Source organism: Vibrio sp. 5S239 (genome assembly GCF_041439575.1).
Lineage (GTDB): Bacteria > Pseudomonadota > Gammaproteobacteria > Enterobacterales > Vibrionaceae > Vibrio > Vibrio kanaloae.
This window is the reverse complement of the sequence record NZ_JBGOOM010000015.1, coordinates 58,391-84,841: the sequence shown is the minus strand read 5'-3', so window position 1 is coordinate 84,841 and position 26,451 is coordinate 58,391. Positions and strand designations below refer to the sequence as shown.

At 43.9% G+C, this 26,451-nt stretch carries 24 protein-coding genes; 8 read left to right on the top strand and 16 right to left on the bottom strand.

Features of this window, described 5'->3' with window-relative positions; all coding sequences use genetic code 11:
• Positions 1–121 precede the first annotated feature (121 nt).
• The 3 genes from ACED48_RS13070 to ACED48_RS13060 form a co-directional block, all read right to left on the bottom strand.
• Positions 122–1,042, bottom strand: a complete 921-nt coding sequence (locus ACED48_RS13070) for a LysR family transcriptional regulator (RefSeq protein WP_017056433.1) — start codon at positions 1,040–1,042, stop codon at positions 122–124.
• A 153-nt stretch (positions 1,043–1,195) separates the two neighbouring features.
• A complete protein-coding gene (locus tag ACED48_RS13065) occupies positions 1,196–2,194 on the bottom strand; it encodes a lytic transglycosylase domain-containing protein (RefSeq protein WP_017056432.1) in 999 nt (332 codons plus the stop codon).
• A 30-nt stretch (positions 2,195–2,224) separates the two neighbouring features.
• Positions 2,225–2,515: a YcgL domain-containing protein gene (locus tag ACED48_RS13060; RefSeq protein ID WP_017056431.1), complete on the bottom strand. Its 291-nt coding sequence runs from the start codon at positions 2,513–2,515 to the stop codon at positions 2,225–2,227.
• Between the two features lie 221 nt (positions 2,516–2,736).
• Here ACED48_RS13060 and minC point away from each other — a divergent pair, with 221 nt between their 5' ends.
• Genes minC through minE form a run of 3 tightly spaced genes read left to right on the top strand, consistent with a single transcriptional unit; the run spans position 2,737 to position 4,503 of the window.
• The gene (minC, locus tag ACED48_RS13055) at positions 2,737–3,399 is read left to right on the top strand and encodes a septum site-determining protein MinC (RefSeq protein ID WP_017056430.1); all 663 of its coding nucleotides are present in this window, start codon (positions 2,737–2,739) and stop codon (positions 3,397–3,399) included.
• 21 nt (positions 3,400–3,420) lie between these two features.
• Positions 3,421–4,233: a septum site-determining protein MinD gene (minD, locus tag ACED48_RS13050; RefSeq protein ID WP_017056429.1), complete on the top strand. Its 813-nt coding sequence runs from the start codon at positions 3,421–3,423 to the stop codon at positions 4,231–4,233.
• 6 nt (positions 4,234–4,239) lie between these two features.
• Positions 4,240–4,503, top strand: coding sequence for a cell division topological specificity factor MinE (gene minE, locus ACED48_RS13045; protein ID WP_017056428.1), 264 nt, complete (start codon positions 4,240–4,242; stop codon positions 4,501–4,503).
• Between the two features lie 127 nt (positions 4,504–4,630).
• On the opposite strand, the gene rnd is transcribed toward minE, so the two are convergent.
• From rnd to ACED48_RS13010, 7 genes are all read right to left on the bottom strand, one after another.
• On the bottom strand, positions 4,631–5,749 hold the full coding sequence (gene rnd, locus ACED48_RS13040) for a ribonuclease D (RefSeq protein ID WP_017056427.1): 1,119 nt from the start codon (positions 5,747–5,749) through the stop codon (positions 4,631–4,633).
• A gap of 139 nt (positions 5,750–5,888) precedes the next feature.
• Positions 5,889–7,586: a long-chain-fatty-acid--CoA ligase FadD gene (gene fadD, locus ACED48_RS13035; RefSeq protein WP_017056426.1), complete on the bottom strand. Its 1,698-nt coding sequence runs from the start codon at positions 7,584–7,586 to the stop codon at positions 5,889–5,891.
• Positions 7,587–7,691: 105 nt separating this feature from the next.
• The gene (locus tag ACED48_RS13030; protein WP_017056425.1) at positions 7,692–8,558 is read right to left on the bottom strand and encodes an alpha/beta fold hydrolase; all 867 of its coding nucleotides are present in this window, start codon (positions 8,556–8,558) and stop codon (positions 7,692–7,694) included.
• Between the two features lie 47 nt (positions 8,559–8,605).
• The gene (locus ACED48_RS13025) at positions 8,606–9,166 is read right to left on the bottom strand and encodes a Slp family lipoprotein (protein ID WP_017056424.1); all 561 of its coding nucleotides are present in this window, start codon (positions 9,164–9,166) and stop codon (positions 8,606–8,608) included.
• A gap of 39 nt (positions 9,167–9,205) precedes the next feature.
• Positions 9,206–9,511, bottom strand: coding sequence for a hypothetical protein (locus ACED48_RS13020; RefSeq protein ID WP_004734193.1), 306 nt, complete (start codon positions 9,509–9,511; stop codon positions 9,206–9,208).
• A gap of 91 nt (positions 9,512–9,602) precedes the next feature.
• On the bottom strand, positions 9,603–10,304 hold the full coding sequence (gene tsaB / locus ACED48_RS13015) for a tRNA (adenosine(37)-N6)-threonylcarbamoyltransferase complex dimerization subunit type 1 TsaB (RefSeq protein ID WP_017056423.1): 702 nt from the start codon (positions 10,302–10,304) through the stop codon (positions 9,603–9,605).
• Between the two features lie 59 nt (positions 10,305–10,363).
• On the bottom strand, positions 10,364–12,292 hold the full coding sequence (locus ACED48_RS13010; RefSeq protein ID WP_017056422.1) for an ATP-dependent DNA helicase: 1,929 nt from the start codon (positions 12,290–12,292) through the stop codon (positions 10,364–10,366).
• Between the two features lie 316 nt (positions 12,293–12,608).
• Between ACED48_RS13010 and purU the strand changes: the two genes are divergently transcribed.
• Positions 12,609–13,442: a formyltetrahydrofolate deformylase gene (purU, locus tag ACED48_RS13005; protein WP_029626983.1), complete on the top strand. Its 834-nt coding sequence runs from the start codon at positions 12,609–12,611 to the stop codon at positions 13,440–13,442.
• A gap of 152 nt (positions 13,443–13,594) precedes the next feature.
• On the opposite strand, the gene ACED48_RS13000 is transcribed toward purU, so the two are convergent.
• Positions 13,595–14,191 carry a VOC family protein gene (locus tag ACED48_RS13000; RefSeq protein ID WP_017056420.1) on the bottom strand — a complete coding sequence of 199 codons (597 nt, stop codon included), beginning with the start codon at positions 14,189–14,191 and terminating at the stop codon, positions 13,595–13,597.
• A 347-nt stretch (positions 14,192–14,538) separates the two neighbouring features.
• Here ACED48_RS13000 and argS point away from each other — a divergent pair, with 347 nt between their 5' ends.
• Together argS and ACED48_RS12990 are read left to right on the top strand one after the other, a co-directional pair.
• The gene (gene argS / locus ACED48_RS12995) at positions 14,539–16,272 is read left to right on the top strand and encodes an arginine--tRNA ligase (protein ID WP_017056419.1); all 1,734 of its coding nucleotides are present in this window, start codon (positions 14,539–14,541) and stop codon (positions 16,270–16,272) included.
• A gap of 103 nt (positions 16,273–16,375) precedes the next feature.
• The gene (locus ACED48_RS12990; protein WP_017056418.1) at positions 16,376–16,804 is read left to right on the top strand and encodes an HIT domain-containing protein; all 429 of its coding nucleotides are present in this window, start codon (positions 16,376–16,378) and stop codon (positions 16,802–16,804) included.
• Positions 16,805–16,940: 136 nt separating this feature from the next.
• On the opposite strand, the gene ACED48_RS12985 is transcribed toward ACED48_RS12990, so the two are convergent.
• The 5 genes from ACED48_RS12985 to znuA all read right to left on the bottom strand — a co-directional run bounded on the left by ACED48_RS12985 (position 16,941) and on the right by znuA (position 24,737).
• Positions 16,941–17,171: a FeoC-like transcriptional regulator gene (locus ACED48_RS12985; RefSeq protein WP_017056417.1), complete on the bottom strand. Its 231-nt coding sequence runs from the start codon at positions 17,169–17,171 to the stop codon at positions 16,941–16,943.
• Positions 17,168–19,441: a Fe(2+) transporter permease subunit FeoB gene (gene feoB, locus ACED48_RS12980; RefSeq protein WP_017056416.1), complete on the bottom strand. Its 2,274-nt coding sequence runs from the start codon at positions 19,439–19,441 to the stop codon at positions 17,168–17,170. The genes ACED48_RS12985 and feoB overlap by 4 nt, the downstream gene beginning before the upstream one ends.
• Positions 19,442–19,663, bottom strand: a complete 222-nt coding sequence (locus ACED48_RS12975; RefSeq protein WP_017056415.1) for a FeoA family protein — start codon at positions 19,661–19,663, stop codon at positions 19,442–19,444.
• A gap of 553 nt (positions 19,664–20,216) precedes the next feature.
• The gene (locus ACED48_RS12970) at positions 20,217–23,567 is read right to left on the bottom strand and encodes an AraC family transcriptional regulator (protein ID WP_017056414.1); all 3,351 of its coding nucleotides are present in this window, start codon (positions 23,565–23,567) and stop codon (positions 20,217–20,219) included.
• A gap of 282 nt (positions 23,568–23,849) precedes the next feature.
• Entirely contained in the window at positions 23,850–24,737 is an 888-nt protein-coding gene (gene znuA, locus ACED48_RS12965) for a zinc ABC transporter substrate-binding protein ZnuA (protein WP_017056413.1), read from the bottom strand.
• 83 nt (positions 24,738–24,820) lie between these two features.
• Between znuA and znuC the strand changes: the two genes are divergently transcribed.
• Both znuC and znuB read left to right on the top strand, forming a co-directional pair.
• The gene (znuC, locus tag ACED48_RS12960) at positions 24,821–25,600 is read left to right on the top strand and encodes a zinc ABC transporter ATP-binding protein ZnuC (RefSeq protein WP_017056412.1); all 780 of its coding nucleotides are present in this window, start codon (positions 24,821–24,823) and stop codon (positions 25,598–25,600) included.
• Positions 25,600–26,385, top strand: coding sequence for a zinc ABC transporter permease subunit ZnuB (znuB, locus tag ACED48_RS12955; RefSeq protein WP_017056411.1), 786 nt, complete (start codon positions 25,600–25,602; stop codon positions 26,383–26,385). The genes znuC and znuB overlap by 1 nt, the downstream gene beginning before the upstream one ends.
• Positions 26,386–26,451 lie beyond the last annotated feature (66 nt).

The following is a 26,451-nucleotide window of genomic DNA, read 5'->3' as shown; positions in this document are numbered from 1 at the left end:
GATGTTGGGGTAATCACCATTTAACTATGAATAGAATTAAGTCATTGAATTTTAATAATTAGCATTGACTAAAAAGCATACTTTTTCCATATGGAAATTATATTTATAAATTAGGAAACAGTTAGTGATGCAGTTCAACGCAAGTTTTGAGGTTTTTGTCCCAGTACGTCGGTGATCCAATATGATCTTTGATGAACTCAATTACAGCTGAAAGCTTCTTCGGCATATTCTTTCGGCTCGGATACACGGCATAAAATGGCATCAACTGACTCGCTCGCCATTCTGGTAATACTTGGATTAGCTTACCGGTTCGAAACTCTTCTTTGACTAAGTAGGTTGCCAGATAAGCAACGCCCCACCCAGCTACCGCTGCGTCTCGTACAGCCTCGGCTAAATCTACCGAGTAATCACCAGCAACTTTAACGCTAAGGTTCTCTTGTCCGTTATCAAAGGCCCACGATGTGTAATCTCGTTCTCGGCTGCGATAGATAAGACAGTTATGGTCAATCAAATCAGAAGGTGTATGAGGAGTCCCTGCCTTAATCAGATAATCAGGCGATGCTGCCACCACGAACTGACTGTCTGCTAGGCGCTGCGCAATGTAACCTTCTGGTAGGTCTTCATTGTTGGTAATCCAAAGGTCCAAACGCTCTTCAATCATGTCCACCTTGTAGTCGAACAAGTGCACCTCGATTCTCAGCTGAGGATAAAGCTGTCTGAGCTGATCAATCGCCGGAATGATGTGCAAGGTACCAAATGACTGCGACAACCCCACGCGCAATATTCCAGAGATATCCTCACGCTGGCTGTCCATATCCATTTGTGCTGCTTTTACCGTGTTAAACAGTTGCTCACAATGCTGATAGAACACCTCCCCCGCTTCGGTTAGCGTTAGGCTACGTGTGGTTCGTTGTACCAACTTGATGCCGATTGAGTCTTCAAGCAAAGCAACTTGCTTACTGATGTGAGACACGGAAACGTTCAAGCTTTTTGCAGCATTGGTAAAGCCTTCATACTTAATTAACGCATGGAATATCACCATTTGTGCAGCTCTATCTGTAAGCACAAGGCCACCTTCTTAAATCTCTGAAATATAAAATCAAAAAGGACTCCGAAGAGTCCTTTAGTTCGTTCTGCCTATGGTAGGCCAAATGCTATTCAAAGCGGCCTAGGGCTATTAACCAAATTAAGTCGATTAATCAAACTTAATTCTGTCAGCTAGATGGCTTACTGCCAAAGCAAAGTAGTAAGAACGGTTCCACTTCATTAACACATTGTAGTTGTTGTAAATGAGGTACGAACGGCCCGCTTCGTCGTCAGGCATAATCAACCAAGCTTTAATGTCTTCATCAAGCGTTGGCAGTGGGCGATCGTCATAACGCTTAATACCGAGTTCAGACCACTCTTTTAAGTACTTCGCTTTGTCTTCAGTTCGGCCTTGAAAATCAATAGATACGGTTGACGGTACGTGAACCTGGCGGCCCCAAGTATACTTATCATCCCAACCGGATTGGCTGAGGTAATTGGCTGCCGAAGCAAACACATCTTCTTCAGTCCCCCAGATATCTTTCTTACCATCACCGTTGCCATCAGCGGCAAACGCTAAGAATGAGCTTGGCATAAACTGAGGCTGACCCATGGCACCAGCCCAGGAGCCTTTCATCTCTTTTGGTGCAATATGGCCTTGATAAAGAATCTTCAACGCCGCCATTACTTCGCTACGGAAAAACGCTTCTCTGCGCCCTTCGTAGGCCATGGTCGTTAGCGCATCAATAACACTGTAATTACCCGTGAACTTACCAAAATTACTCTCAACGCCCCATAGCGCGACAATGAATCTCGGTTGAACACCATATTCATCACCAATGCGCTTTAACGCTGTGTAATGCTTCTTATAAAGTGATCTGGCTTGCTTCACTTTCCAATCTGGTACTGCTCGTGGAATGTATTCATCCAGAGTCAGCTTCTTCTCAGGTTGATTTTTGTCGGCTTTCACCGCTCTTGGCTTAAACGTGACACCATCAAAGGCTTCATCAATGATCGCTTCAGAAATGCCTTCTTCACGGCCTTGTTGCTTTAGTTTTTCTACATATTGTTCGAAGCTCAGTTCTTCAGCTTGTACGGAACTTATGGTCAAGCTATTACCCAATAGTAATGCCGACACAACCAATATGCTTTTCGAAAATTTACTCAACGATCACTCCTCCTTGAATTGAGGTGGCTATCACTCTTCGTCTTGAACTTTTTGTTGAGCTTTACGCTCTTTATGACGTTCAAGTTCGTTAACTGGTGGGGGCGGAACTTGCAAAAAAAAACCATCGGTATTCAGTGATTCTTTCACTTTTTCGATGTTCACTTGAGCCAGTTTACGGCCATCCATTTTAATTACCATTACAAAGCTAGGTTTACCAAACATTTGCATCAATGCGTCAGGAACTTGTGAAAAATCATCCTTCTTAGGGATATAAAGGTATGTTCCTTCTTTCTTTGAACTTTTATATATAGAACACAGCATGACAAACCTTTTTTAAATGTTTATGACTACAAAACTCTCACTTGCGAGAGCAATAGTTTATGTTAACGAAATATTGGGAACAAAACGTTCATTTGACAACAAGATTACTTGCTGTGCTTGGTTTGTGAATATAACATGATACACCTAGTTTCAGGCAATGCCCTTTATTTTATTGATAAAGAAATTGTACCAATCCGCAATTGAGGTCCTGTAGTTTTTCGATGTCTAGTAACCCAGATCTAAAAGGTAGTAGTTTCACGCTATCTGTTTTGCACTTATCCGATGATCAAGTCGAAAATGCAGTGTCTTTTCTTCAAGAGAAGGTAAACCAAGCACCCACTTTTTTCGCTGCTGCACCTGTTGTCATCAACATTAGTAAAGTGGTTGGCGATATCGATTTTGTGCAACTGAAAAAGGGTATCTCTCAAGCGGGGATGATCCCTGTTGGTGTGGCAGGCTGTTCAGATAAGCGTACCCAAAACCTAGCGAAAGAAGCGGGTTTTGCAGTCATGACAGCCAGTAAGTCTCCATCTCAAGCACCAGCCGAAATGGCACCGATTAAAGTGGTGAGAACCCCTATTCGTTCAGGTCAGCAGGTTTATGCTAAAGATAGTGACCTGTTAATACTCAATCATGTAAGTGCAGGCGCCGAAGTCATAGCCGATGGCAGCATTCATATTCATGGCACGCTACGCGGCCGTGCGATTGCAGGAGCCAGTGGTCAAACTGAAGCAAAAATAATTTGTAATGATTTACAAGCCGAGTTGGTTTCCATTGCTGGAAATTACTGGCTCAGCGATCAAATTGAAAGCGAGTGCTGGCAGAAAAAAACCATGTTCAGTATGGCAAACGATGTATTACACGTTGATGTCCTCGCAATATAAAAGAAATAAAAGGAAAAAAGAATGGCACGCATTATCGTTGTAACGTCAGGTAAAGGCGGGGTAGGCAAAACGACCTCCAGTGCAGCTATAGCCTCAGGCCTGGCTTTAAAAGGAAAAAAAACCGCAGTTATCGACTTTGATATCGGCCTGCGTAACCTAGATTTAATTATGGGTTGTGAGCGTCGTGTTGTGTACGATTTCGTCAACGTTATCAATGGTGAAGCAACGCTAAATCAAGCGATGATCAAAGATAAACGCACAGACAACTTGTTCATTCTTCCTGCTTCTCAAACTCGCGATAAAGATGCACTCACTAAAGACGGTGTTCGCCGTATATTTGATGAACTTGATGAAATGGGCTTTGATTTCATCATCTGTGACTCTCCAGCAGGTATCGAGCAAGGCGCTCTGATGGCGCTGTACTTTGCTGATGAAGCGATTGTAACCACTAACCCTGAAGTCTCTTCTGTCCGTGACTCAGACCGCATTCTCGGGATTCTGGATTCTAAATCTCGCCGTTCAGAAGACGGCTTAGAGCCAGTAAAAACCCACCTTTTACTCACTCGCTACAACCCTGCTCGCGTTACTCAAGGAGAAATGCTGGGCGTGGAAGATGTAGAAGAAATCCTACACATCTCTCTACTGGGGGTGATTCCAGAGAGCCAAGCGGTACTGAACGCATCGAACAAAGGTGTTCCAGTTATCTTTGATGAAGCAACCGATGCTGGTATGGCTTACAATGATACTGTAGAACGCCTACTGGGTAGCCAAGTTGACTTCCGTTTCTTAACGGAGCAGAAGAAAGGCATCTTCAAACGACTATTCGGAGGCTAACACGCAATGTCATTATTAGAGTTTTTTAGACCACAGAAAAAGACAACCGCAAACCTAGCCAAAGAGCGTTTGCAGATCATTGTTGCTGAACGACGCAGCCATGACGATCCAGCACCATCATATTTACCAGAGCTAAAAGAAGATATTCTTAAGGTTATCGCTAAATATGTTGAAGTCGATCCATCAATGGTTGATCTAACTTTTGAACACAAAGATGACGACATCTCAGTGCTAGAGCTGAATGTTAAGCTTCCAGAAGAAGATCGATAACCTTTCTGAACCAGATCGGAAAATAATACGCTTACTTATATTGATGAATAAAAAAGAGAGCCGAGGCTCTCTTTTTTGTGTCTGCAGTTTATAGCTGTAACTAAGTTCGATTTATGACAGCAAGCGGTTATTTGATCGCTTTACTCAGCTTTTCGCCAACTACTTCTAAACGCCAGCCTTGCATCACATCAGGCAGCTTCTCTGGGTTACGATCGTGCTTCCACACCCAGCTTAACACTTGGTTAAGTTGCTTTTTAGATGCCAAAAATTCTGTAGCCAAACCACTGTGTTGTGATGCGGTTTTCACTTCATCCTTCAACACTTTGAAGATTTGTTTGTAACCTGGGTAATCCATTAGACGTTCTACTGGTGCTGGATATTCTTCTTCTGGCGTGTGTTCAGCCAACTTAACGATTGAGCTAATCTTGGCGCCATGACGGCGTACAGAGCGGTAATCAAAACCTTCTTGCTCCATGTGCTTAGGATCTTTCATCGCGAATCGCGCCACTGCCCATAAATCTTGTTCTTTGAAAACAAAGTTCAACGCTAAATCACGCTTAATCGCTTCTTTTAAACGCCAAGTGGCTAACGGTCTCAAAATCGCTAGCTGTTGAGGTTTAAGCTGCCACGCACCTTTAATATCAAGGTAGGCAGTGTCTGGGTTTACTTTACGGATGCGCTTGGCAACTTGTAAGTCAGACTCTTGTTGAGCCGCTTCCCACCAGCCAGCTTCCATCACTTTTTCTAGAAGCTTATTGTACATTGGCATTAAGTAATGCACGTCTGCCGCTGCGTAATCCAATTGCTTTTGAGAAAGCGGACGCGCCAGCCAGTCTGTGCGAGATTCACTCTTATCGAGATCAACACCGACAAACTCTGAAACCAGAGCTGCAAAGCCCGTTGATAAACCATGACCTAAGAAAGCCGCCATGATCTGCGTATCAACCATTGGGGTTGGTGTACAACCAAATGCATTTTGGAACACTTCCAAATCTTCACCACAAGCATGCAGCACTTTCAGAACAGAAGCGTCTTTCAACAATCCAACAAATGGTGTCATTTCACCAAGAGCAATAGGGTCAATCAGTGACAGCGTTTCACCATCAAATAACTGAATCAAGCCTAATTGAGGGTAATAGGTTCTTGTACGAACAAACTCCGTATCAAGCATAACGACATCGGCTTGACGTGCTTGTTGGCAAACTCGCTCAAGGTCTTTCAATTGGGTAATGATTTGATAATCCACAAAAACTCTCACAGGTTTCTATTTGATCGCCGGACACAAAAATGCCGACATTAACTGTCGGCATTCTAACACCATTTTTCAGCGCTCGCTTAGATTAAGCGCCTCAGTGGTTATGGTGCAGTACTTTCTCGTAAACGGACTAATATTCGCTAGCGCGTTTCGCAAGTTCTGCATCGTTCTCTTCACGCAGTACGCGGCGTAAGATCTTACCTACGTTAGTCTTTGGCAGGTCTTCTCTGAACTCGACCAATTTAGGGATCTTGTAACCCGTTAGGTGTTCACGACAGTGCGCGATAATATCTTCTTTGGTCAGGCTAGGGTCACGCTTAACAACGTAGATCTTAACCAACTCACCGGACACTTCGTGAGGTTGACCGATAGCTGCCACTTCCAGCACTTTGCCATGCAGAGCCACGACGTCTTCAATCTCATTCGGGTAAACGTTAAAGCCAGACACCAGAATCATGTCTTTCTTACGGTCAACAATGTGCAGCAAACCTTCGTCATCGAACTTAACGATGTCACCCGTCGACAACCAACCATCTTGGTCGATGACTTCTTTGGTCGCTTCTGGGCGCTGCCAGTAGCCTTGCATCACTTGAGGGCCACGAACCTGCAACTCACCTACTTGGTCATTGGCTACAACTTTACTTTCATCATCAACAATACGTACTTCTGTCGACGGTACGGGTAGGCCAATTGCACCGGTGTAATCTTTTAGGTCATATGGATTACCAGTAACTAGCGGAGCACATTCGGTTAAACCATAACCTTCCAGCAAGTGAATACCTGTCACTTTCTTCCATTTCTCAGCAACAGAGCGCTGAACCGCCATGCCACCACCAACAGATAGACGTAGATTACTGAAATCTAACTCGTGGAAATCTTCATTATTTACTAGTGCATTGAACAGTGTATTGACACCTGTGATTGCGGTAAATGGAACCTTTTGCAGCTCTTTGATGAATCCAGGAATATCACGAGGGTTAGTGACCAAAAGATTGCGACCACCCATCTCAACAAACAGCAAGCAGTTCACGGTAAGAGCAAACACATGGTAAAGCGGAAGTGCCGTTACGACCAACTCACGACCTTCTTGCAATACAGGGCCGTATGCGCCTTTTGCTTGAAGTACGTTCGCGATCATATTGCGGTGCGTTAAAATGGCGCCCTTTGCTACGCCAGTTGTACCACCTGTGTACTGAAGGAATGCAATGTCATCGCCAGCCATGAAAGGCTTCACATACTGAAGACGGCGACCTTTATGTAGTGCTTTTCTAAAGGAGATAGCCCCCGGTAGATCGTACTTAGGCACCATGCCTTTTACGTATTTCACTACGAAGTCGACAATCGTACCTTTCGCGCGTGGCAACATTTGCCCTAAACTGGTGAGTACAACGTGTTTAACTGGCGTGTTATCAACGACTTTCTCTAGCGTGCTCGCAAAATTTGAAACGATAACAATCGCCTTTGCACCAGAATCGTTCAGTTGATGTTCAAGCTCACGGGGTGTGTACAGTGGATTGACGTTCACAGCAATCATACCAGCACGCAGTACACCAAAAAGTGCAATTGGGTATTGCAACAGATTAGGCATCATCAATGCAACACGATCGCCTTTCTTCAGTTTTAGATCATTCTGTAAATAAGCGGCAAAAGCACGGCTGCGCTCTTCAAGCTTACGGAATGTCATTATCGATCCCATGTTTTCGAATGCAGGTTGGTCCGCGAACTTTTGTACCGACTGTTCAAACATTTCTACAAGAGATTGGTACTGATCTGGGTTGATCGTCTCTGGTACGCCACTTGGATAACGTGAAAGCCAAGGTTTATCCACGATATTACTCCTCGTTTATCAGCTGACGACTGCTCGCCGCTATTTATCATAGCAGTATTACAGCACAGCTTTAGAGCATGAGCACTAAAAGGCTCAAACACTTGTTTAAATTTTGTTAACTACACCAAGAATTAGTTCTGAAACTAGCTCTGGGCTCTCTAAATGACAATGATGTCCGCCAGGAATCGTCTCTACATTCAGAGAATTATGGGCTGATTTGTAGCGATTGTGCCGCAAATGTCGAAATCCATCATTCCCTAAAATTATTAATTGAGGGCATTCAATAGCCGCCATAATCGCTTCGGTATGCGCCTGTGACATACGATACAACGAGTCACATTTAAGCGTTGGGTCGCATCGCCATTGCCAGGCGTTTTCTAGTTCAGCAGTACCTTGATTAACAATTCCTCGCTCAACAATAGGAGCGATTAATTCAGCATTGATTTGATTGGCGTGAGCTCTCAGTTTAATAGCGTCCTCAAGGCTTGCTAGAGGACGTGAAGGCTTTCTTCGCTGTCGAAGACGACTGAGTACCCCATCTCTCAAGCGAGCGACCGTTTCTTGGGGAGCTTCTGAAAGAGGTCCGTGACCTTCAATTTGAATTAATCCTGACACCTTTTCAGGAAAGGCGGCACTATAGCAACTTGCGATCAATGCACCAAGTGAATGTCCTACTAACACCAGTCTGTTTGGCGATAATTTCATCGCCAACTGGTGCAAATCATCGATATAGTCGTGAAACGGATAATAACTGCCCGTCTTATGCGACGAAAAGCCATGACCAAAGAGATCAATCGCAACTAGGTGTAAGTGTTGTGCTCGCTTTTCTAACGTATCTATCACTGAGTTAAAGCTTGCAGAATTATCCAGCCAACCATGAATAAAAACGACCGTCATTGCGGTCGTTTGGGGGTTGCCAATCTGTTGTGTAGCAAGCGTCCCGCTCGCAAGGGAATATGACTTTTCAATCATTGATTGTATGTTGTCCCTATGGTTGAGTTTGTCGAATGAAGACTCGACTATTCCACATCTTGAATCACACGCCCGTGCTGAGGCATGGTCTGAAAGCTACGGCAATGTATACTGCGACAAGAATAATACGTTGGCGCAAAGTCGTTGATCACGACTCGCTCTGTGATTTTCCACAGTCGTTGGTTATATACATTCATCACTGGAAAGGTGTAAGGGTAATCACCAATAATACCATCTTCCGTGCCATTTGATGTTCCCACTAAGGTCACTAAACGGCCTTCCGCAAAACTCAATGGCTCAACATAACCATCGATGTAAGCAACAAAACGTCCTTTCGGCTCAGCATCAATATCAGGCTTACCGCTACTAGAGATCGGCATATTAACCACTTCAACTCGAGTCTTGTCTTGTAGGTTAGTTACTTTAGCAATCACACCACCTAAACGAACATCACCGGCGTCTGGTACTGTGTTAATCCACTCTTGGTAATCGGTCACCACTTGTTCGGAGTTTGCATTCAGTTCTTCAGGTAGGGATGAGCACCCCATCACCATCAAAGAGAAAGCAACAAGGAAAAATAAGCGAGGGTTAGACATGAGAGAAAACATAATGCTGGTCCTTAGAACAGGAGAAATGAAAGCACAAAGCTATATATAAATGTCGACCCCAATAAGCTTCGCAAGTTCCTCTTTTTTAGCTTGATTCATCACATCCATATACTCCTCCATCGCACGACGTCCACGCCCTTCTGGAAGATCATATTGAACCTGAGCTTTGTGAATCTCAGATTCTTTGACTTGGCGAATGGAATGCGAGACAGCATTCGCAACCTTAGTTGGCTGACCAACGGAGGTTTTTGCATCGCCTTTTTTTACCTCGTTCTTTTTATTGGTTCGATTGGTTTTGGATGTATTGCCTATCGAAGAAGGAGGTAAGCCGTTTAGTGAAACCATGCTTGAAGAGTTTTATACCTGACTTTAGTGATTTTACTTATGAGTTTATCATGGCTCTACAAGATAAGTTGCAGAGCCAAACAGTACCTATTTACTCACGACCTGGCAGCTTTTTCCACGTCACTTTATCACGAAGATAAACAGGCTCAGACTCTTCTGCTGCAACCGCTTTACCTTCTGCATAAGCAAATTGAGCAAGGAACGCCATATCTTGCGCTTCTGGGAACAGAACCTCACACTCTTTAATGTTGATCGCCAGTGTATCCATGTGCTCTGCGTACGCTTCCCAACCGGTGCCTACTTTTGCCCATGTCTCAGAATCCACCTCAAGCTGCGCTGCCAATTCGCTTGGAGGTGTGACACATTCAGCATCAACTGCAGTCCAACGACCGTCTTGTTCACGGCTATAACGAGCCCAGTACACTTCACTCATACGCGCATCAATCGCTGTTGCTACGTGAGTTTCACCAAATTTACGGTAGCTGCCTTGCGCCATCGCTGCCAGTGTAGAGACACCGATCATTGGTAAATCCGCACCAAAAGCTAAGCCTTGAGCAATACCAATACCAATACGTACACCCGTGAAACTGCCCGGGCCTTGGCCAAACGCGATTGCGTCGATATCGGTTAAAGCGACATTCGCTTCTTTCAGTACTTCATCAACCATAGGTAGAATTTTTTTCGTATGGTCTCGAGGAGCCTCTTCGCTACGTGCGAACACCTGGTCACCCATTACTAGTGCAACTGAACAGTTTTCAGTTGCGGTATCTACTGCAAGAATTTTCGCGCTCATTCGTGTCTCAAATATTCGTTATCTAATCTAAAAATAGTGGCTAAGCTCAACAATGCCAGTTACTCAGCAGCGGTTGAATGGTCTTTAGCTAAGAACTTTTTAATGATCCCTAAGTCACGGGTACGAGGGATAGGCGGTAAACTCGCCAAAAATATGCCTCCGTAATCACGAGTCACCAATCGGTTATCGCAAATAATCAAAGCGCCATTATCGCGTTTGTCACGTATCAATCGGCCGACACCTTGTTTCAAGGTAATCACCGCGTCTGGCAACTGTACTTGAGCAAAAGGATCACCCCCTTTTAGCTTACAGTCCTCGATTCGAGCCTTGAGTAAAGGGTCATCAGGGGCCGTAAAGGGCAATTTATCGATGATAACACAGCTTAATGCGTCGCCCCTAACATCTATCCCTTCCCAGAAAGCGCCTGTCGCTACGAGCAATGCGTTACCTAATTCCATGAATTCGGCTAAGGTTTTTTGCTTGCTTGTCTCACCTTGCAATAGAACAGGAACCGAGAGGGTTTCTCGGAATCGCTCGCCTAGCTCTTTCATCATGCTGTGTGAAGTACACAAGAAGAAACAGCGACCTTGGTTTTGCTCGATCACCGGAGTCAGCATTCGAACCAACTTATCCGCCAAGCCCGGGCTATTCGGTTCAGGAAGATAGCGAGGCACACATAAACGTGCCTGATTCGGATAATCAAATGGGCTCGGCAGTGAAAACTGAGCCGACGGCTTTAAGCCAAGTCGAGAGGTGAAGTGGTCGAAATCATCCGACACCGCCAAGGTTGCAGAGGTAAAGACCCAAGCGCCCGGTTTAAGCTCGATTTGTTCGTGGAATTTATCCGCAACCGACAGTGGTGTGATGTGCAAAGCGAATTGCCTTGGTGTGGTGTCATACCAATAAGAGTAACCCGTAATCGACACATCGCACACACGTTCGATGCGTGACTTAATCATGTTTGCACGTTCAAAAGCCGTGTCTAACAGTTGGCTCCGCCCCAATGCGAGCTTCAATACATCGACAGCCAGTTGCAGCGCATCTTGCAGACGAACTAGTTCTCGCGCAATCGACTCAGATTTTAAAGCCTCACGCCAGTTACCACGAAAGCCAGTATCGCCCAATACAATACGTAGATCGGCGGCAGACTGAACGAGCCTGTCACCCACTTTTTGTAGCTGACGCATGTCTTTGGCTTCGGTTCGGTAGGCGATCTCGATGTCTTTAGCGAGCTCATTGATTTGTCGGCTCGACACAGACTGACCAAAGTATTGGCTGGCAATATCAGGAAGTTGATGCGCTTCATCAAAGATAAACACATCCGCCTCTGGAATCAGCTCACCAAATCCGGTTTCTTTAATCGCTAAATCGGCTAGGAACAGGTGATGGTTTACGACGACCACATCGGAATCCATTGCTTTCTTACGCGCTTTAAGCACAAAGCAATCGGTATAACTTGGGCACTCTTTACCTAAGCAATTATCATTGGTCGAGGTAATGGTTGGAATAACCGGGCTGTCTTCAGCGATATCATCACAATCGCCCAAATCACCCGTTTGAGTGGATGACGACCAACTACGCACTTTGACTAACTGAGCCAGCAGTGTTGGGTCGGTATGAGCGCCATGACTCTCGATCATTTGACGGCTGAGCCTATCCAAACACAAATAGTTTGAACGCCCTTTGAGTAACGCAACCTGACCATAAAAGCCAAGCGCATCGACCATCAAAGGTAAATCTCGGTGAAACAGCTGTTCTTGAAGGTTTTTAGACCCCGTACTAATGATGGTTTTCTTACCACTCAGGAGCGCTGGCACTAAGTAAGCAAAGGTCTTACCGGTACCCGTTCCCGCTTCAACAACTAATTGGCTCTGTTTCTCAATAGCTTGTGAAACCGCTTCAGCCATGTCTAGCTGAGCTTGTCGTGGTTGAAACCCTGGGATCGCTTTACCCAGAGCACCATCAGCAGAAAACGTTTTAGATATCATAGAGTACGAAGTTTAGAAAAAGAGAAGGCGAATTATGGCAGGTTTAATGAGCCGGCGCGAATCAGAAATGACTGATCACAGGATGAGTCTATCGAATAGAACATGGCAAGCTAAGCTCTCCTTACCAACCTAGCCCAAAACAAATAAAAGGGTTGTTTAGCTACTTACGATTCAAATAACGAGATAACGCGGCAGAATTTGTTGAAACCAACTTGATAATAGATTAATTATAACGGTGATATTGCGGCTCAGTTCACCGTTCGACGGCCTGCATTTAATTTGAAAAATAAAAACATTTCACGGAAGTAAGATGCAAATGGAAAGAAAAACTTTACTAACACATTGTACAGATGCCCCTGGCCTCATCTCAAAAATCACCAATATTTGTTACAAGCACCAACTCAATATTGTCCACAACAATGAGTTCGTAGATAACACAAGTGGTCACTTTTTCATGCGTACTGAGCTAGAAGGGTATTTCAATGACGAAACCTTGCTAGCCGATTTAGATCAAGCGCTGCCAGAGAATGCGAAACGTAAGCTAATGAGCTCTTCTCGCAAGCGTGTTGTGATACTTGTGACCAAAGAAGCACACTGCCTTGGCGACATTCTAATGAAGAATTTCGATGGCAGTTTAGACGTAGAAATCGCAGCCGTTGTTGGCAACTATGACATTCTACAAAGCCTAACCGAACGTTTTGATATTCCTTACCACCATGTTGCTCACGAAGGACTAAACCGTGAAGAACATGAGAAAAAGATGCTGGAAGTGATTGACCAATATCAAGCTGACTACCTTGTATTGGCAAAGTACATGCGTGTTTTAACCCCTGGATTTGTTGAAAAGTACAACCATAAGATCATCAACATTCACCACAGCTTTTTACCTGCATTCATTGGTGCAAAACCCTACCAGCAAGCGTATGAGCGCGGTGTAAAAATCATTGGTGCAACCGCTCACTTCGTGACTAATGATTTGGATGAAGGTCCAATCATTAAGCAAGACGTTATCCCAGTGGATCACAACTTCAGCGCAAAAGACATGGCGCAGGCTGGTCGCGACGTAGAGAAGAATGTATTGAGTAAGGCTCTAAATAAGGTGATCAACGATCACGTGTTTGTTTACGGCAACAAGACTGTGATTCTGTAAGTCACTTATTTAAGTACAACTTACCGTTAGCACCCAATAAAAAACGCGTAATAGGATTTCTCCATTACGCGTTTTTTGTATCTGATGTTCAGGGTAACTTTAAGGTATTCCGACGAGCCTAGACGAGATCAGGAATCTATTGTCAGCAACTCTTAAGCCTGTTCTGATTCCACAATTTTCTTCAAAGAGTGTGGGTGCAGCTTGATGCAGATTCCTTGATGCTTGAATGCAACCGTTGGGTTATTCAGACGTTCACCCTCGCCTTTCGGGCTAGAGAGTTTGATCTTAACGCCTTGCTCAGCCAGCGTTTCAAAGTTAGCAGCGAACTGCGGGTAAGTTTCTTTAAGATCCGCTAGATACTCATCAGCTGTTTGGGCGTGAGAAGGAATCACAAACTCTACATGTTCCCAATCTTGGCTTGGGTAAATCTTACCTTCAGCTGGATATGGCAGCTCTAAGCATTCAATGCTCCAGCCAAGACTTTGTAACGGTTCATCGAAAGCCAACACCACAATTGGACGACCATTAATCATCGCCTCTGAAATCGTAGAACCGTATTCAGACCATGCTTGATGCGCAGATTTCGCCAGCTCAGTTTCATTGATTCTTAGCGCGATATGATCCGCTTGAGCAAAACTTAAGTCCAAACCCAGTTTACTTCCTAGGTTCTCAATTTTCGCCATAAACGTATCAAGGCGGGCAATCATTTGTTGTGGTTCTAGTTCGGCTTGTTTGAGGCTCATCATCATTGCCAGTATTTTTCAATTAGTGGCTGCATGTTATCATTTTTGCTTTCTTCAACAAGCGTTGCTTTTGCAAAAAATACTCAATAAATATGCTCATTCGATTCCTTAAACATTCAAATTCGACTTGGCAAAAGTTGTTTGTCAAAACCCCCTCATGAAATGTTAATTTTCTATCAATTCCACCTATAAGAAACCTCACAAAATTGGTATGATTACCGCCATTTCTATGAACTTAAACAGAGTCTGCTGCCAGTTTGGGCATTAAATCGTTAACTAGAAGCATAATTAACCAATTTAATGACCAAGAATTAACAGCCACTCTTATCATCCTTGAATTGAAGGAAACGCGTGTGAATATCCAAGCACTTATTAATGACAAAGTATCTCAGGCTCTAGAAGCCGCTGGCGCACCCGCAGGCTCTCCTGCTGCTGTTCGTCAATCTGCAAAACCACAATTTGGTGACTACCAAGCAAACGGCGTTATGGGCGTAGCTAAACGACTAGGCACTAACCCACGAGAATTTGCTCAAAAAGTATTGGACGTTCTAAACCTAGACGGTATCGCTTCTAAAGTAGAAATCGCCGGCCCAGGTTTCCTAAACATCTTCCTAGATGAAGCTTTCCTAGCAAAACAAGCAGACGCCGCATTAGCTGACTCTCGTCTTGGTGTTGCAGTAGCAGAAACACAAACCATTGTTGCAGATTACTCTGCGCCAAACGTAGCAAAAGAAATGCACGTTGGTCACCTACGTTCAACCATCATCGGTGATGCGGTTGTTCGTACTCTAGAATTCTTAGGTCACAACGTTATCCGTGCTAACCACATCGGTGACTGGGGAACTCAATTCGGTATGCTGATCGCAAACCTTGAGCGCGTTCAGGCTGAATCTGGTGAAGTTTCAATGGAACTTGCTGACCTTGAAGGCTTCTACCGTGAATCTAAAAAACTTTATGACGAAGACGAAGAGTTTGCAGTTAAAGCACGTGGCTACGTAGTGAAACTGCAAAGCGGCGACGAGTTCTGCGCAGAGATGTGGAAGAAGCTAGTTGACGTGACTATGATTCAAAACCAACGCAACTACGATCGTCTAAACGTGTCTCTAACACGTGATAACGTAATGGGCGAAAGCATGTACAACAACATGCTTCCAACTATTGTTGCGGATTTGAAAGAGAAAGGGATTGCTCAAGAAGATGACGGCGCACAAGTTGTATTCCTAGACGAATACAAAAACAAAGACGGCGACCCAATGGGCGTTATCATCCAGAAGCGCGACGGCGGTTTCCTTTACACAACAACCGACATTGCTTGTGCAAAATATCGTTTTGAGGAGCTAGGCGCAGACCGTGTGCTTTACTTCATCGACTCACGTCAACATCAGCACTTAATGCAAGCTTGGACTATCGTTCGTAAAGCAGGTTACATCCCTGAATCGGTTTCTCTTGAACACCACGCGTTCGGCATGATGTTAGGTAAAGACGGTAAGCCATTCAAAACTCGTGCTGGTGGTACGGTTCGTCTTGCTGATCTTCTTGATGAAGCAGAAGGTCGTGCTGCGCAACTGATCGAATCTAAGAACCCAGAACTAGCAGAAGACGAGAAGAAAGCAATCGCGAACACTGTTGCGATGGCAGCGGTTAAGTACGCAGACCTTTCTAAGCACCGTACGACTGACTACGTGTTCGATTGGGACAACATGCTTGCGTTCGAAGGCAACACGGCACCGTACATGCAGTACGCATACACTCGTGTTGCTTCTGTATTCGCTAAAGCTGGCGTTTCTATGGACTCTCTTGAAGGAACAATAAAAGTCACTGAAGAGAAAGAAAAAGCGCTTATCGCGAAACTTCTACAATTCGAAGAAGCCGTTCAGTCTGTTGCTCGTGAAGGTCAACCACACATCATGTGTAGCTACTTGTTCGAACTAGCTGGTCAATTCTCTAGCTTCTACGAAGCGTGCCCTATCCTAGTTGCTGAAGACGAAGCTGTTAAGCAGAGCCGCCTGAAGCTTGCTGCACTAACAGCGAAGACAATTAAGCAAGGTTTATCGCTTCTAGGTATCGACACGCTAGAGCGCATGTAAGCGATTCGAGATTCGAGAAAATTAGAAAGGTTGGCGTGAAAGCGCCAACCTTTTGTTTTATCTGTCGTATACTGATTCAAACTATATGAATGGGAAGACAACAATGAGCTTTGAACTTCACCCACAGTTAGCAAAAGACACCACGCTTATCGGCGAATTTCCACTGAGCTTAGCTCTGCTACACAAAGATAACGCTGTGCCTTGGGTTATCTTGGTACCAAAACGTGCCAACCTAAAAGAGTTGCACCACTTACCAATGAAAGAACAACAGCAGTTCCTACATGAATCTCAAGCGGTAAGCCAAGCACTGGAAGCTACATTCCAACCAGATAAACTCAACCTTGGCGCACTAGGTAATGTGGTGCCACAACTGCACATCCACCATATTGCACGCTTCAAAGACGATATCGCGTGGCCTGGCCCAGTATGGGGCAACACCAAAGGCGAACAGCGCTGTGAAGAAGAGCAAGCCGCTATCCTGACTCGTATTCAAAACGTTCTGTCACTGAGCTCTATTTTCAAGAAAGCATAATTCGAATTGGTTTCGTTGAGCTTAAAAGCAAAACATTTCAGAAAAAGCACATAACAAAAAGCCGCTCATCTAAAAATAAGTGAGCGGCCTTTTTATTGTCTAATCTCGCCGTTTCAACGAGAGTATAAAACCAGAACTACATCATCACATTAAGCGACAGGCCATCTTGTTTGCTGATTGTGTAGCGAATGCGCGTTGTATGACCATGTTTGTTGGTATCGACCAAGCGAGATATCTTGCCTTTCTTGATCCACACATTCAGCATCGCATCGACGCCATCTTCACTCATGCCAAACTTTGCAGCGAGCTCTTTACGAGCCGCAACGCCGTGGCTATCAATGTATTGATGAAGTTCAGTTAAAATCATACTACTTGCACCTCTAGTGCTTTCTGCTTACTGCCCACTTTTTTGAAGACGCGATACGTCACCACAAAACCACCAGCAATCGCCACCATCCATACTGCACTTGCCACAGGATGCGCAGCAAAGTTTGCCGCTTGGTAGTAGAAAGTCGCACCAAAGTAACCAAGAGCCATCGTCCAAACCGCGATGAAGCGTGCAAAAGTTTGACCAAATTCACGAACATAAGCACCCATCGCTGCCACACAAGGCGTGTAAAGCAAGATAAGAATCAAGTAAGCGAATGCCGCATGACCAGATACAAACTTGTCTTTCAAGTTACCAAAGATAGAGGTATCGACTTCTTGGTCAGCTGCTACAGAGCTAGAGTCAGACAAGTCGCCAACTTCAATACCTAATGGATCTGAGTAGCTCAAACCGGCTAGGTTTTCAGGGATCGTCATTACCGCTTCTTGCAGGCTTGCTGCTAAGTCAAACTCAGCAGCTTCTTCATCAGAAGGCGTTGTGTATAGGCTATTTAATGTACCAACAACGGCTTCTTTAGCGAAAATACCTGTGATGATACCAACCGTTGCAGGCCAGTTCTCTTCAGTAATACCAATTGGTTGGAATACAGGTGTTACAACTTGAGCTGCTCTAGACAGTACTGAGTTTTCGCTATCTTCGTTACCAAAGCTGCCGTCCATACCTAGAGAGTTTAGGAAGCTAAGAATAGCCACAACCATCACGATTGTTTTACCTGCACCAAGTACGAAACGCTTCAGCTTCTGCCAAGTTTTCAACATTACGTTTTGCACTGTCGGCAATTCGTAATCTGGCATTTCCATCACTAAGCTATCGCTGCTACCTGGGTAGATCGTGTTTTTCAGGAAAAGGCCCGTAAATACAGAAGCAACGATACCCATGATGTACAGAGCGAATACTACGTTTTGACCCGCGCCTGGGAAGAACGCCGCTGCGAACAGTGCGTATACCGGTAAACGAGCACCACATGACATAAACGGCGCCATTGATGCTGCCAATTTACGTTCGCGCTCTTGGTCAAGAGTACGAGTTGCCATGATTGAAGGCACGTTGCAACCAAAGCCCAGTACAAGTGGGACGAATGCTTTACCCGGTAAACCAATCTTCTGCATCACTTTATCAAGTACGAATGCAGCACGAGCCATGTAGCCTGAGCTTTCTAGTACCGCTAAGAATAGATAAAGCGCAGCGATAACAGGAATAAAGGTCGCAACCGTTTGGATACCACCGCCAATACCATCGGCCAATATAGTGACTAGCCAAACAGGCAAGTGACCATCTAATAGGTGATGACCGCCATCAACCAAGATTGCCCCAACACCGATATCAAAGAAGTCGATAAACGCACTACCGATATTGATAGAGAACATGAACATCAGGTACATGATAACGAAGAAGAAAGGAATACCGACCCATTTGTTCAAAATGAATTGATCTGCTTTTTCTGTGAAGTTGCGGCTTAGCTTACCTTCGCTGCGACGCACACGCTTACAAAGGTCATGTAAGAATGTGTATTTCGCATCAGCGACAGCAAGGTCGATATCAAAGTCAGCACCAAGACGTACGCCATCAATTTGAGTACGAGTCAGCGGAGCCAGTCCATTCAATACCAAGTAATCATTTTCTAAAGCACGAATCGCTAGCGCTCGGTGAGATACGTCAGCATCATCAAATTGTGACTCAACAGAAGGGATAAGAGCTTCTAACGCTGCATCGTAATCAATAGAGATAGGATCAAGGCTCACACCTTGAACAAGCAGTTTATGCAGACGCTCTTTAAAGCGAACCACTTGGCCTTTGTCGTTTGCAGACAAGCTTAGAACTGGGCAACCTAACTCTTTCTCTAATGCTTTAAGGTTAATCACCTGACGTTCGCGCTTTAATACATCCATTTTGTTCAACACAACGATCATTGGGCGACCCAACTCACGTAGCTGTAATGTCATATATAAGCTTCGTTCTAGACAGCTAGCGTCGACAACATTAATGATCACATCTGCTGGGTGAGTTAAAACAGCGCGAGACGCGATAGACTCATCGATGCTGTTCGCATCATTACCACTGTCTAGTGCGTAGATACCCGGTAAATCCGTTAGTTGAAACTGATCACCAGCGTGCGAATATACGCCCGTCTTCTTCTCTACAGTTACACCGACCCAGTTACCAACGTGCTGCTTGGCACCAGTCAATGCATTAAATAATGTTGTTTTACCACTATTCGGGTTACCAACGGTGAGAACTTGATAATCCATTTAGATAACCTCGATTTGTTCTGCGATGCTTTCACGAATGGCGATTGAAACCCCTCTCACTTCAACTTGAAGCGGATCCCCCATAGGTGCACGGCGAATCAGAGTCACCTCGGTTTTCGGCAACATACCCATGACCATGAGTTTTTTTCTAACTTCTGGTGTTAAACCGGTTAGCGCAACAATAGAAGCCGCTGTGCCTTGCTCTAGTTGTGAGAGTTTCATAAGTACCCAATCCGTGACTGATAATGAGAAATATTGTTATTAGCGTCATAATACACATGCATGACCACAATTCTATTGTGTAAAATCAAAGTTTTCGGAAATACATACTCGTAAATTTCGTTAAAACCGTTTACGTCAAAAACGTTATTTTCAACAGTTATCGAGGTCTTCCCTATGGCTATCAATCACAAAAACACCAAACAAACACATATATATCAACAATTTACAACGTTGTCGCATTTATCACAGATATCTGGCGTTAATTTTATAAGTAAAATAAGTAGCAAACCGTATAGTTACTCCATCGAAGAGAAACTCCTTCTCTTTAATTTTATTCCAGAGGTGATGTGGTTTTCCATATCACTCCGGCAGCAAGCGAAGGTGCCCTTGGCACCCGTGGTATAGTCCCCCGGCTATACCACGATATTTTTTTTCGTTTCCAATCTCTCTATCCACAAAAACATTTAATACTTCTAGCCCCGTATCTCATAAAAAAGCCCCAACACTAATGTCGAGGCTCCTGTATATTTATCCATTTTTGCGCCGCACCTGATCAATCTTCGTTATTTTCCGCAAACTTAGACGGAGACATACCAAAATGGTGCTTAAACCGCTGGCTGAAATAGGAAGGGTCATTGAAGCCTGAATCAAAAGCGACGTCTGATACCTTTTCTCCGGCCAATAACCTTTCACACGCATGCTCCAGACGAACCTCGTTAAGGTGTTCTTTAAATGTTTTATCATAGGCAGATTTGAAGCGCCGTTGTAAGCTTCTCTCAGACATAAACAGGTATTTAGCAGCAGTTGCAGTGCCAAACTCCGCATCGGCATAGTGTTCACTAACAAGATGAGACACTTTATTTTGCCACTCTTGTTCTGCGCTAAGTTTCTGTTGCTCAGGCGTTGAGGTTGCAAGTTTGATGGTTTCAATTCTCTCAATCGTACTTGCTTCTAGCCTGTCTAACACTTGAAACTCGATAGGCCACGAAAGCTGAATTTTATTCTGAGAGTCAGAGACAAAAACGTTAAGTTGACCACCGCTTTGATTCATCAATAACGGTAATTTATCGATATTAATATCTGCTGACTTTCCATTGCTCTCATTTATCGATGAAGCTAATTTGGGGAAAGGCATGCCATGATCGCGAATGGTAACGACTAAATGCTCTTCAACCTCTTCTACTAAGACCAACATGCTCTGCGATTTAAAATTTCTCTTAATGATGCTCGCCACTAGGCTGTTAAAAATGATATCCAGATTGAAATACAGCAACGACACATGCCTGTACTTAGTTTCAACTTTAATATCGAGTTCAATACCTGTTTTTGCCAACTCACTTTTCCACGCTTTAAGCACAGCTTCCAAAACTAAGATCACATCGCAACAAACAGTCCCCGATTCTTCTTGGCTATTACTAAGTTGAGCAAGCCCGTTTTTCAATGCCAGGATTGGTGACCGACCTAGGTCACCATTCCAACGAGGAAGCAGCGCAGCAACATGGCTGACTTCATCGGAAAGCTCTTTCGCTGTATGAGATACTAAAACATTTTTAACCAACAGCTGTTTTTTAAGTTGTTGATTGGTTGTCAACAAGATGCGACTTTGGTGCCTCATTTGGTCCGTTTTTAATGCGACTTGCGCTTTTAGGTGTCTGTTGGCAAAAGTGACATAGCGCGAGCGCCAAAAAACGAGAACAGTAACCAAGCCGATTAATATAATAAAAGAGCTCGCTACAGCCCAGCTACTCAAGTACCAAGGCTCTGCAATTGAAAAGCTTTGGGTAGTAGACACAAATCGATAGTGAGAGTCCTGCACTGGTTTAACTTCAAGTGTGTAATCACCAGGAAGTAAATGATCCAATGTTAATAGTCCCCCCTCAAATTCGCTCCAAGGTTCATCATCGTTAAGTCGATATTCCATAGCGGTTGCGAATGATGCAGGTAAAATACCAAGCTTAAAACTAATGGATGAACCGTAAGGCATTTCCTCTAAATCAACCGTTTTTCCGCCAAGTGATACGGTTTGTTGATTGACACTTATCTTACTAAGCAATGCTCGGCTATGAGGAGTTGTTGATACCAATAGCTCATTAGACAATGCACTCACTACACCATACTTAGAGCCTAAGACCACTCTGGATGATTGACTTTCTTCACTATAAAACACCGTGCAAGCGCCAACTGACAACTCATTATTAATTAAACCAAATGGAGAGCCGATGTGTTTATACAATTGCCCATCGAGTCCATAGTAGCTAATACCTTTTGAGGACCCTAACCAAATACCATCATCGTCACTAATCAAGCAATTAGGGCTAATGTTATCTTCAATGAGAGCCACCTCTTCGATGACGTTGGTATTATAAGGAATTCGGTATACGCCGTAACTACTAGCAAACCACTGCGACCCATCTTTGGCTTTCTCGATATCAAGCACTTTGCCAAACCGTTCACTCGAACGGCTAAAACTGATTCTTTTATCAACAAATGAATAAAAACCGTGATCCGTACCGATATAAATACTGTCTTTTAAGCCTATATCGAGAGCCGTTATTTTCGCCGGCAAAAACTTATCAACTAACCAATCTGCTCCATAAGATGTCAGTTCCATTGCCTCAATAGATAAAGAATAAAGGTTTTGCCCAGAACTCATCCAAAGAACTTGGTTTGCCTGAAGTGCAAAGTTTTCGACGTGTACGCCCACTATGGCTCTTGGTAAATCTAGAGGTATAGGCTTTAAGGTATTAGTATCAAAGCTAATTATTCCCTCTTTGGTCGCAAGCCAAATAGAGGAAGAAAACAGCTCAATATCTTGGACTGGTTTGGGATAAACACGTATCGGACGTTCATCGCTCTCAGAGTTGACTAAATACAGCCCCATTGAAGAAGCAATCCAAGACCTACGGTCATTAACTGGCAATACCTTATTTATCACGACATTACTAGAGTGCATGTCCATCCCATCTAATGGCATTCTAGAGAACGTCTTGCTGAATAATGAGAAGTACCGAATCCCATTATTCGTCGCGATCCACATTCCACCAGCGTGGTCGTTTACCAGCGAATATATTTTCTCGCCTGGTAATGAAAAACCTTGATTGGCCGATTGTGCAAATCGTGTAATTTGACCCGTAATAAAATTATAGCTAATAAGTCCATGTTCCGTGCCTATCCAATATTGGTCAGGCGTTTCAGCAAAAGAGAGGACGTGCGACCCACGAACCCAAGTCTCTTTATTTGAATTAGTGAGATCGACAATCACTGCACCATTTAATGTGCCAATCACTAGCTCTCGTCTTGCCTTCGAGAAATAAACCGTCTCAATATGGTTCTTCTCTGATGCTTTGACATGAGTAAATTCTTGGTCCTCTGAAAGGTAAACACCTGCGTTTGTCGCTAACACCCACTTTGACAGCACCTTTTCAGCGTCATTAATTACAATGTCACTACTGTTGTTATATCGATATAACTTGAGCAGTGAATAGGTATCAAATTCTAAAGACTGAGTGTTGTAAGTATAAAAATTACTGCCATCTGTCACCCATATAAAATCACCAGATGATCCGATATTCGCGATCTCAGAACCAGGGCTGAGACTAAATACGAGCTCATTGCCAATACCTGGGCTATGTCGATACACCTCATTATCGAAAAAAGTCCAAAATTCATCATTAAGAAACGCGACCCTTTCTGAGGAGAATTGCAAAAGGCTACCCTTTCTAGGGAACAGGGTTCGACCATCATAAAAAAGTATTTTTCCATGTACATCATGAAGCCAGAGCCCACCTCCGGCACCCAAGTATAGCTTTTTAGCCGCAAGAAAGTTCCCTTGCGCTTGAACGGGCAAAGGGTAGAAAACAGAGGATGATGTATTTACCGCAAGAACGCTAAATGAAATGCTCATTAATATGAACATTTTGAAGATAATTCGATACAACTTTAAATCCTGAACAGAAAAAACACATGAAAATTTGTGTGCCCACAACGCTTATCGTTGCTTAACCAAAAACTGAGTTTTTTTGTGCTTATTATTATCTTTCTATTTTAGCTGAAATTAACAAAGGAGAAAGGAGGTTTGCTATTTGTTGAAAGGTTTTATCTTAGCGGTCACGAAAATGCCGCAAAATGCGGCATGATTAATCAATAATCGAAAGTAAATAGAGTATTAAACACTCATCATAAAAGACTATTTTGCTAAACAACTTGTATAACTATCTGTAAGTTGCTGAAGAAATTCGAAATAACTGCCTTTTTTAACTTCAACATCAGAACCTACCGGGTCAAGTTGTCCTTGTTTTGTTTGGCTACCTCGAGTCACCGATTCAATCACAGCAGGGGTAAATTGAGGCTCAGAGAACACACACTGAACATTTTCACGCACCAGAGTTTTCTTAATAGCGATCAGGCTTTTTGCACCCGGTTTACGTTCAGGGCTTACTGTGAAGTGACCTAAATTATTCAGCTCAAACTCTTGCTCAAAATAGCCATACGCATCATGGAACACGTAATAACCTTTGTCTTTGACTGGTGCAAGTTGCTCACGAATAGACTGTTGCTTCCCTTTCAATGCAATCAAGAATGAGTCTAGGTTCTCTTGGTACGCCATTGCGTTGTCAGGGTCAGTTTCAATCAGCTTAGCTGAGATGTATTTTGCTGCTACTTCAACTTGATCGATACCCAACCAAAAATGCGGGTCATGGCTGCCGTGATTATGTCCTTCATGAGCATCGTGATCATGCTCTTCACGTCCGAACTCTCTCAAGTTAATGCCTGGTATCTCACTGATCTGGATGACGTCCTCTTTTGAACCAATCACTTTAGTCAAGAAGGCTTCGAGGTCAGGACCAAACCAAACTACCATATCGGCACTGTGAACTTTTTTCACATCCGATGGCTTAAGCGCATAGTCGTGCGGTGAAGCATTGCTGTTCATTAGCACATCCGGTTGATTAACGCCTTGTGTTAATTCTGTCACAAGCATTTGAATTGGCTTAAAGCTTGTTAGAATAGTACTGGCACTTGCAACACTTGGCGTTAAAAGCAACGTAGCAAGTATAAAAGATGGACGTGACATAATTCCTCGATAATAGAAAAGTAGCTTAGGCTTGAGGTAAATGTTACATTATAACATTAGTGAATTGCAAATGAGTTCTATTCATGGATAACTTAATCCAACTAGATTCTGTGAGCGTCGAGTTTGACGGTCGAAAAGTTCTAGACAACATATCTCTAAATTTAGAGCGTGGTAGAATCACCACCCTAATTGGGCCAAACGGTGCAGGAAAGTCGACATTAGTAAAAGTGGTACTGGGCCTACAAACCAAGTTTTCAGGTACAATAAAAAAGGCTCATAAGCTGAAAATTGGCTATGTACCACAGAAATTAAAGCTCAATGATTCACTGCCTCTTAACGTTGAACGCTTTCTTAAGCTCACTGGCAAATTTAGCCAGCAAGAGATCCTTGAAGCTTTAAAACTTGTTGGTGCTGAACACCTACAAAAAAGCAACATGCATCAATTGTCTGGCGGTGAAAACCAACGTGTGCTAATTGCTCGTTCATTACTAAGAAGACCAGACCTACTGGTTCTTGATGAACCAGCTCAAGGCGTTGATGTTCAAGGGCAAATCGACCTGTATGACTTGATTGACACCATTCGTCACCGCTTTGGTTGTGCCGTATTTATGGTTTCACACGATCTGCATTTAGTGATGGCAAAAACAGACGATGTGATCTGTTTGCACCACCATATCTGTTGTTCAGGTGCACCAGCAGACATCAGACACCACCCATCGTATATCGCACTCTTCGGCACCGCGACCCAAGAGACGCTAGCGTTTTATCATCACCAACATGACCATCACCATCATGATCTCGCTGGGCAGCCTGTCGAAGGCGACGTACATGAATGTTCAAACCATAAACACGGACACCACTAATGCTTGAGTTTCTTCTTCCCTCTATTTTAGCTGGCTTGGGCATTGCTCTAATCGCGGGGCCACTAGGTTCTTTTGTGGTTTGGCGAAAGATGGCTTACTTTGGAGATACCCTTGCTCACGCCTCTTTGATGGGCTTAGCGCTTGGCTTCTTATTCAATATTAATTTGTACTTAGCGCTGCTGATTTGCTGTTTGATGCTGGCGGTGTTACTGGTTACGTTACAAAAGCAAAAGCTAGTCGCGACCGATACCCTACTCGGTATTTTGGCGCACAGTGCACTCTCATTAGGTCTTGTAGCAGTCAGCTTCTTGGACAATGTTCGTGTCGATCTAATGAGTTACCTATTTGGTGACTTGCTGGCGGTATCCCCGACTGATTTAGTGTTCATCTATGCAGGTGCAGCTGTGATAGGACTGGTACTGGCTATCTTTTGGCGACCACTATTATCAACGACGGTTAATGAAGACCTCGCAGCGGTTGACGGCATCAACATTGATTTAATGCGTCTTATCTTGATGCTATTGGTTGGGATCGTAATTGCGGTAGGTATGAAGTTTGTTGGTGCATTAATCATGACATCATTGCTTATCATTCCAGCAGCAACGGCAAGAAAGTTCGCCAATACACCCGAGCAAATGGCATTTCTCGCATCGATTATTGGCTCTATCGCTGTGTTCGGTGGATTAAGCTTGTCTTGGTTCTATGACACACCAGCTGGCCCTTCTGTGGTTATCAGTGCGGCGGCAATGTTTATGCTGTCTCAAATGTACAGAACCCGCGCCTAAAGTGAATAGTCGGGATTCATTCTGGCTTTTAACAACACAACAGTTGATGCGGCAATTATTTACAAA

Coding starts and splice junctions, on each gene's coding strand:
- minD (WP_017056429.1), top strand. CDS start 3,421: ATGGCACGCATTATCGTTGTAACGTCAGGTAAAGGCGGGGTAGGCAAA.
- ACED48_RS13030 (WP_017056425.1), bottom strand. CDS start 8,558: ATGATTGAAAAGTCATATTCCCTTGCGAGCGGGACGCTTGCTACACAA.
- ACED48_RS12990 (WP_017056418.1), top strand. CDS start 16,376: ATGAGCTTTGAACTTCACCCACAGTTAGCAAAAGACACCACGCTTATC.
- ACED48_RS13060 (WP_017056431.1), bottom strand. CDS start 2,515: ATGCTGTGTTCTATATATAAAAGTTCAAAGAAAGAAGGAACATACCTT.
- ACED48_RS13070 (WP_017056433.1), bottom strand. CDS start 1,042: ATGGTGATATTCCATGCGTTAATTAAGTATGAAGGCTTTACCAATGCT.
- ACED48_RS13020 (WP_004734193.1), bottom strand. CDS start 9,511: ATGGTTTCACTAAACGGCTTACCTCCTTCTTCGATAGGCAATACATCC.
- ACED48_RS12985 (WP_017056417.1), bottom strand. CDS start 17,171: ATGATTTTAACTGAACTTCATCAATACATTGATAGCCACGGCGTTGCG.
- ACED48_RS13000 (WP_017056420.1), bottom strand. CDS start 14,191: ATGATGATGAGCCTCAAACAAGCCGAACTAGAACCACAACAAATGATT.
- minE (WP_017056428.1), top strand. CDS start 4,240: ATGTCATTATTAGAGTTTTTTAGACCACAGAAAAAGACAACCGCAAAC.
- feoB (WP_017056416.1), bottom strand. CDS start 19,441: ATGGATTATCAAGTTCTCACCGTTGGTAACCCGAATAGTGGTAAAACA.
- znuB (WP_017056411.1), top strand. CDS start 25,600: ATGCTTGAGTTTCTTCTTCCCTCTATTTTAGCTGGCTTGGGCATTGCT.
- minC (WP_017056430.1), top strand. CDS start 2,737: ATGTCTAGTAACCCAGATCTAAAAGGTAGTAGTTTCACGCTATCTGTT.
- tsaB (WP_017056423.1), bottom strand. CDS start 10,304: ATGAGCGCGAAAATTCTTGCAGTAGATACCGCAACTGAAAACTGTTCA.
- purU (WP_029626983.1), top strand. CDS start 12,609: ATGGAAAGAAAAACTTTACTAACACATTGTACAGATGCCCCTGGCCTC.
- znuA (WP_017056413.1), bottom strand. CDS start 24,737: ATGTCACGTCCATCTTTTATACTTGCTACGTTGCTTTTAACGCCAAGT.
- ACED48_RS12975 (WP_017056415.1), bottom strand. CDS start 19,663: ATGAAACTCTCACAACTAGAGCAAGGCACAGCGGCTTCTATTGTTGCG.
- ACED48_RS13025 (WP_017056424.1), bottom strand. CDS start 9,166: ATGTTTTCTCTCATGTCTAACCCTCGCTTATTTTTCCTTGTTGCTTTC.
- ACED48_RS12970 (WP_017056414.1), bottom strand. CDS start 23,567: ATGAGCATTTCATTTAGCGTTCTTGCGGTAAATACATCATCCTCTGTT.
- ACED48_RS13010 (WP_017056422.1), bottom strand. CDS start 12,292: ATGATATCTAAAACGTTTTCTGCTGATGGTGCTCTGGGTAAAGCGATC.
- znuC (WP_017056412.1), top strand. CDS start 24,821: ATGGATAACTTAATCCAACTAGATTCTGTGAGCGTCGAGTTTGACGGT.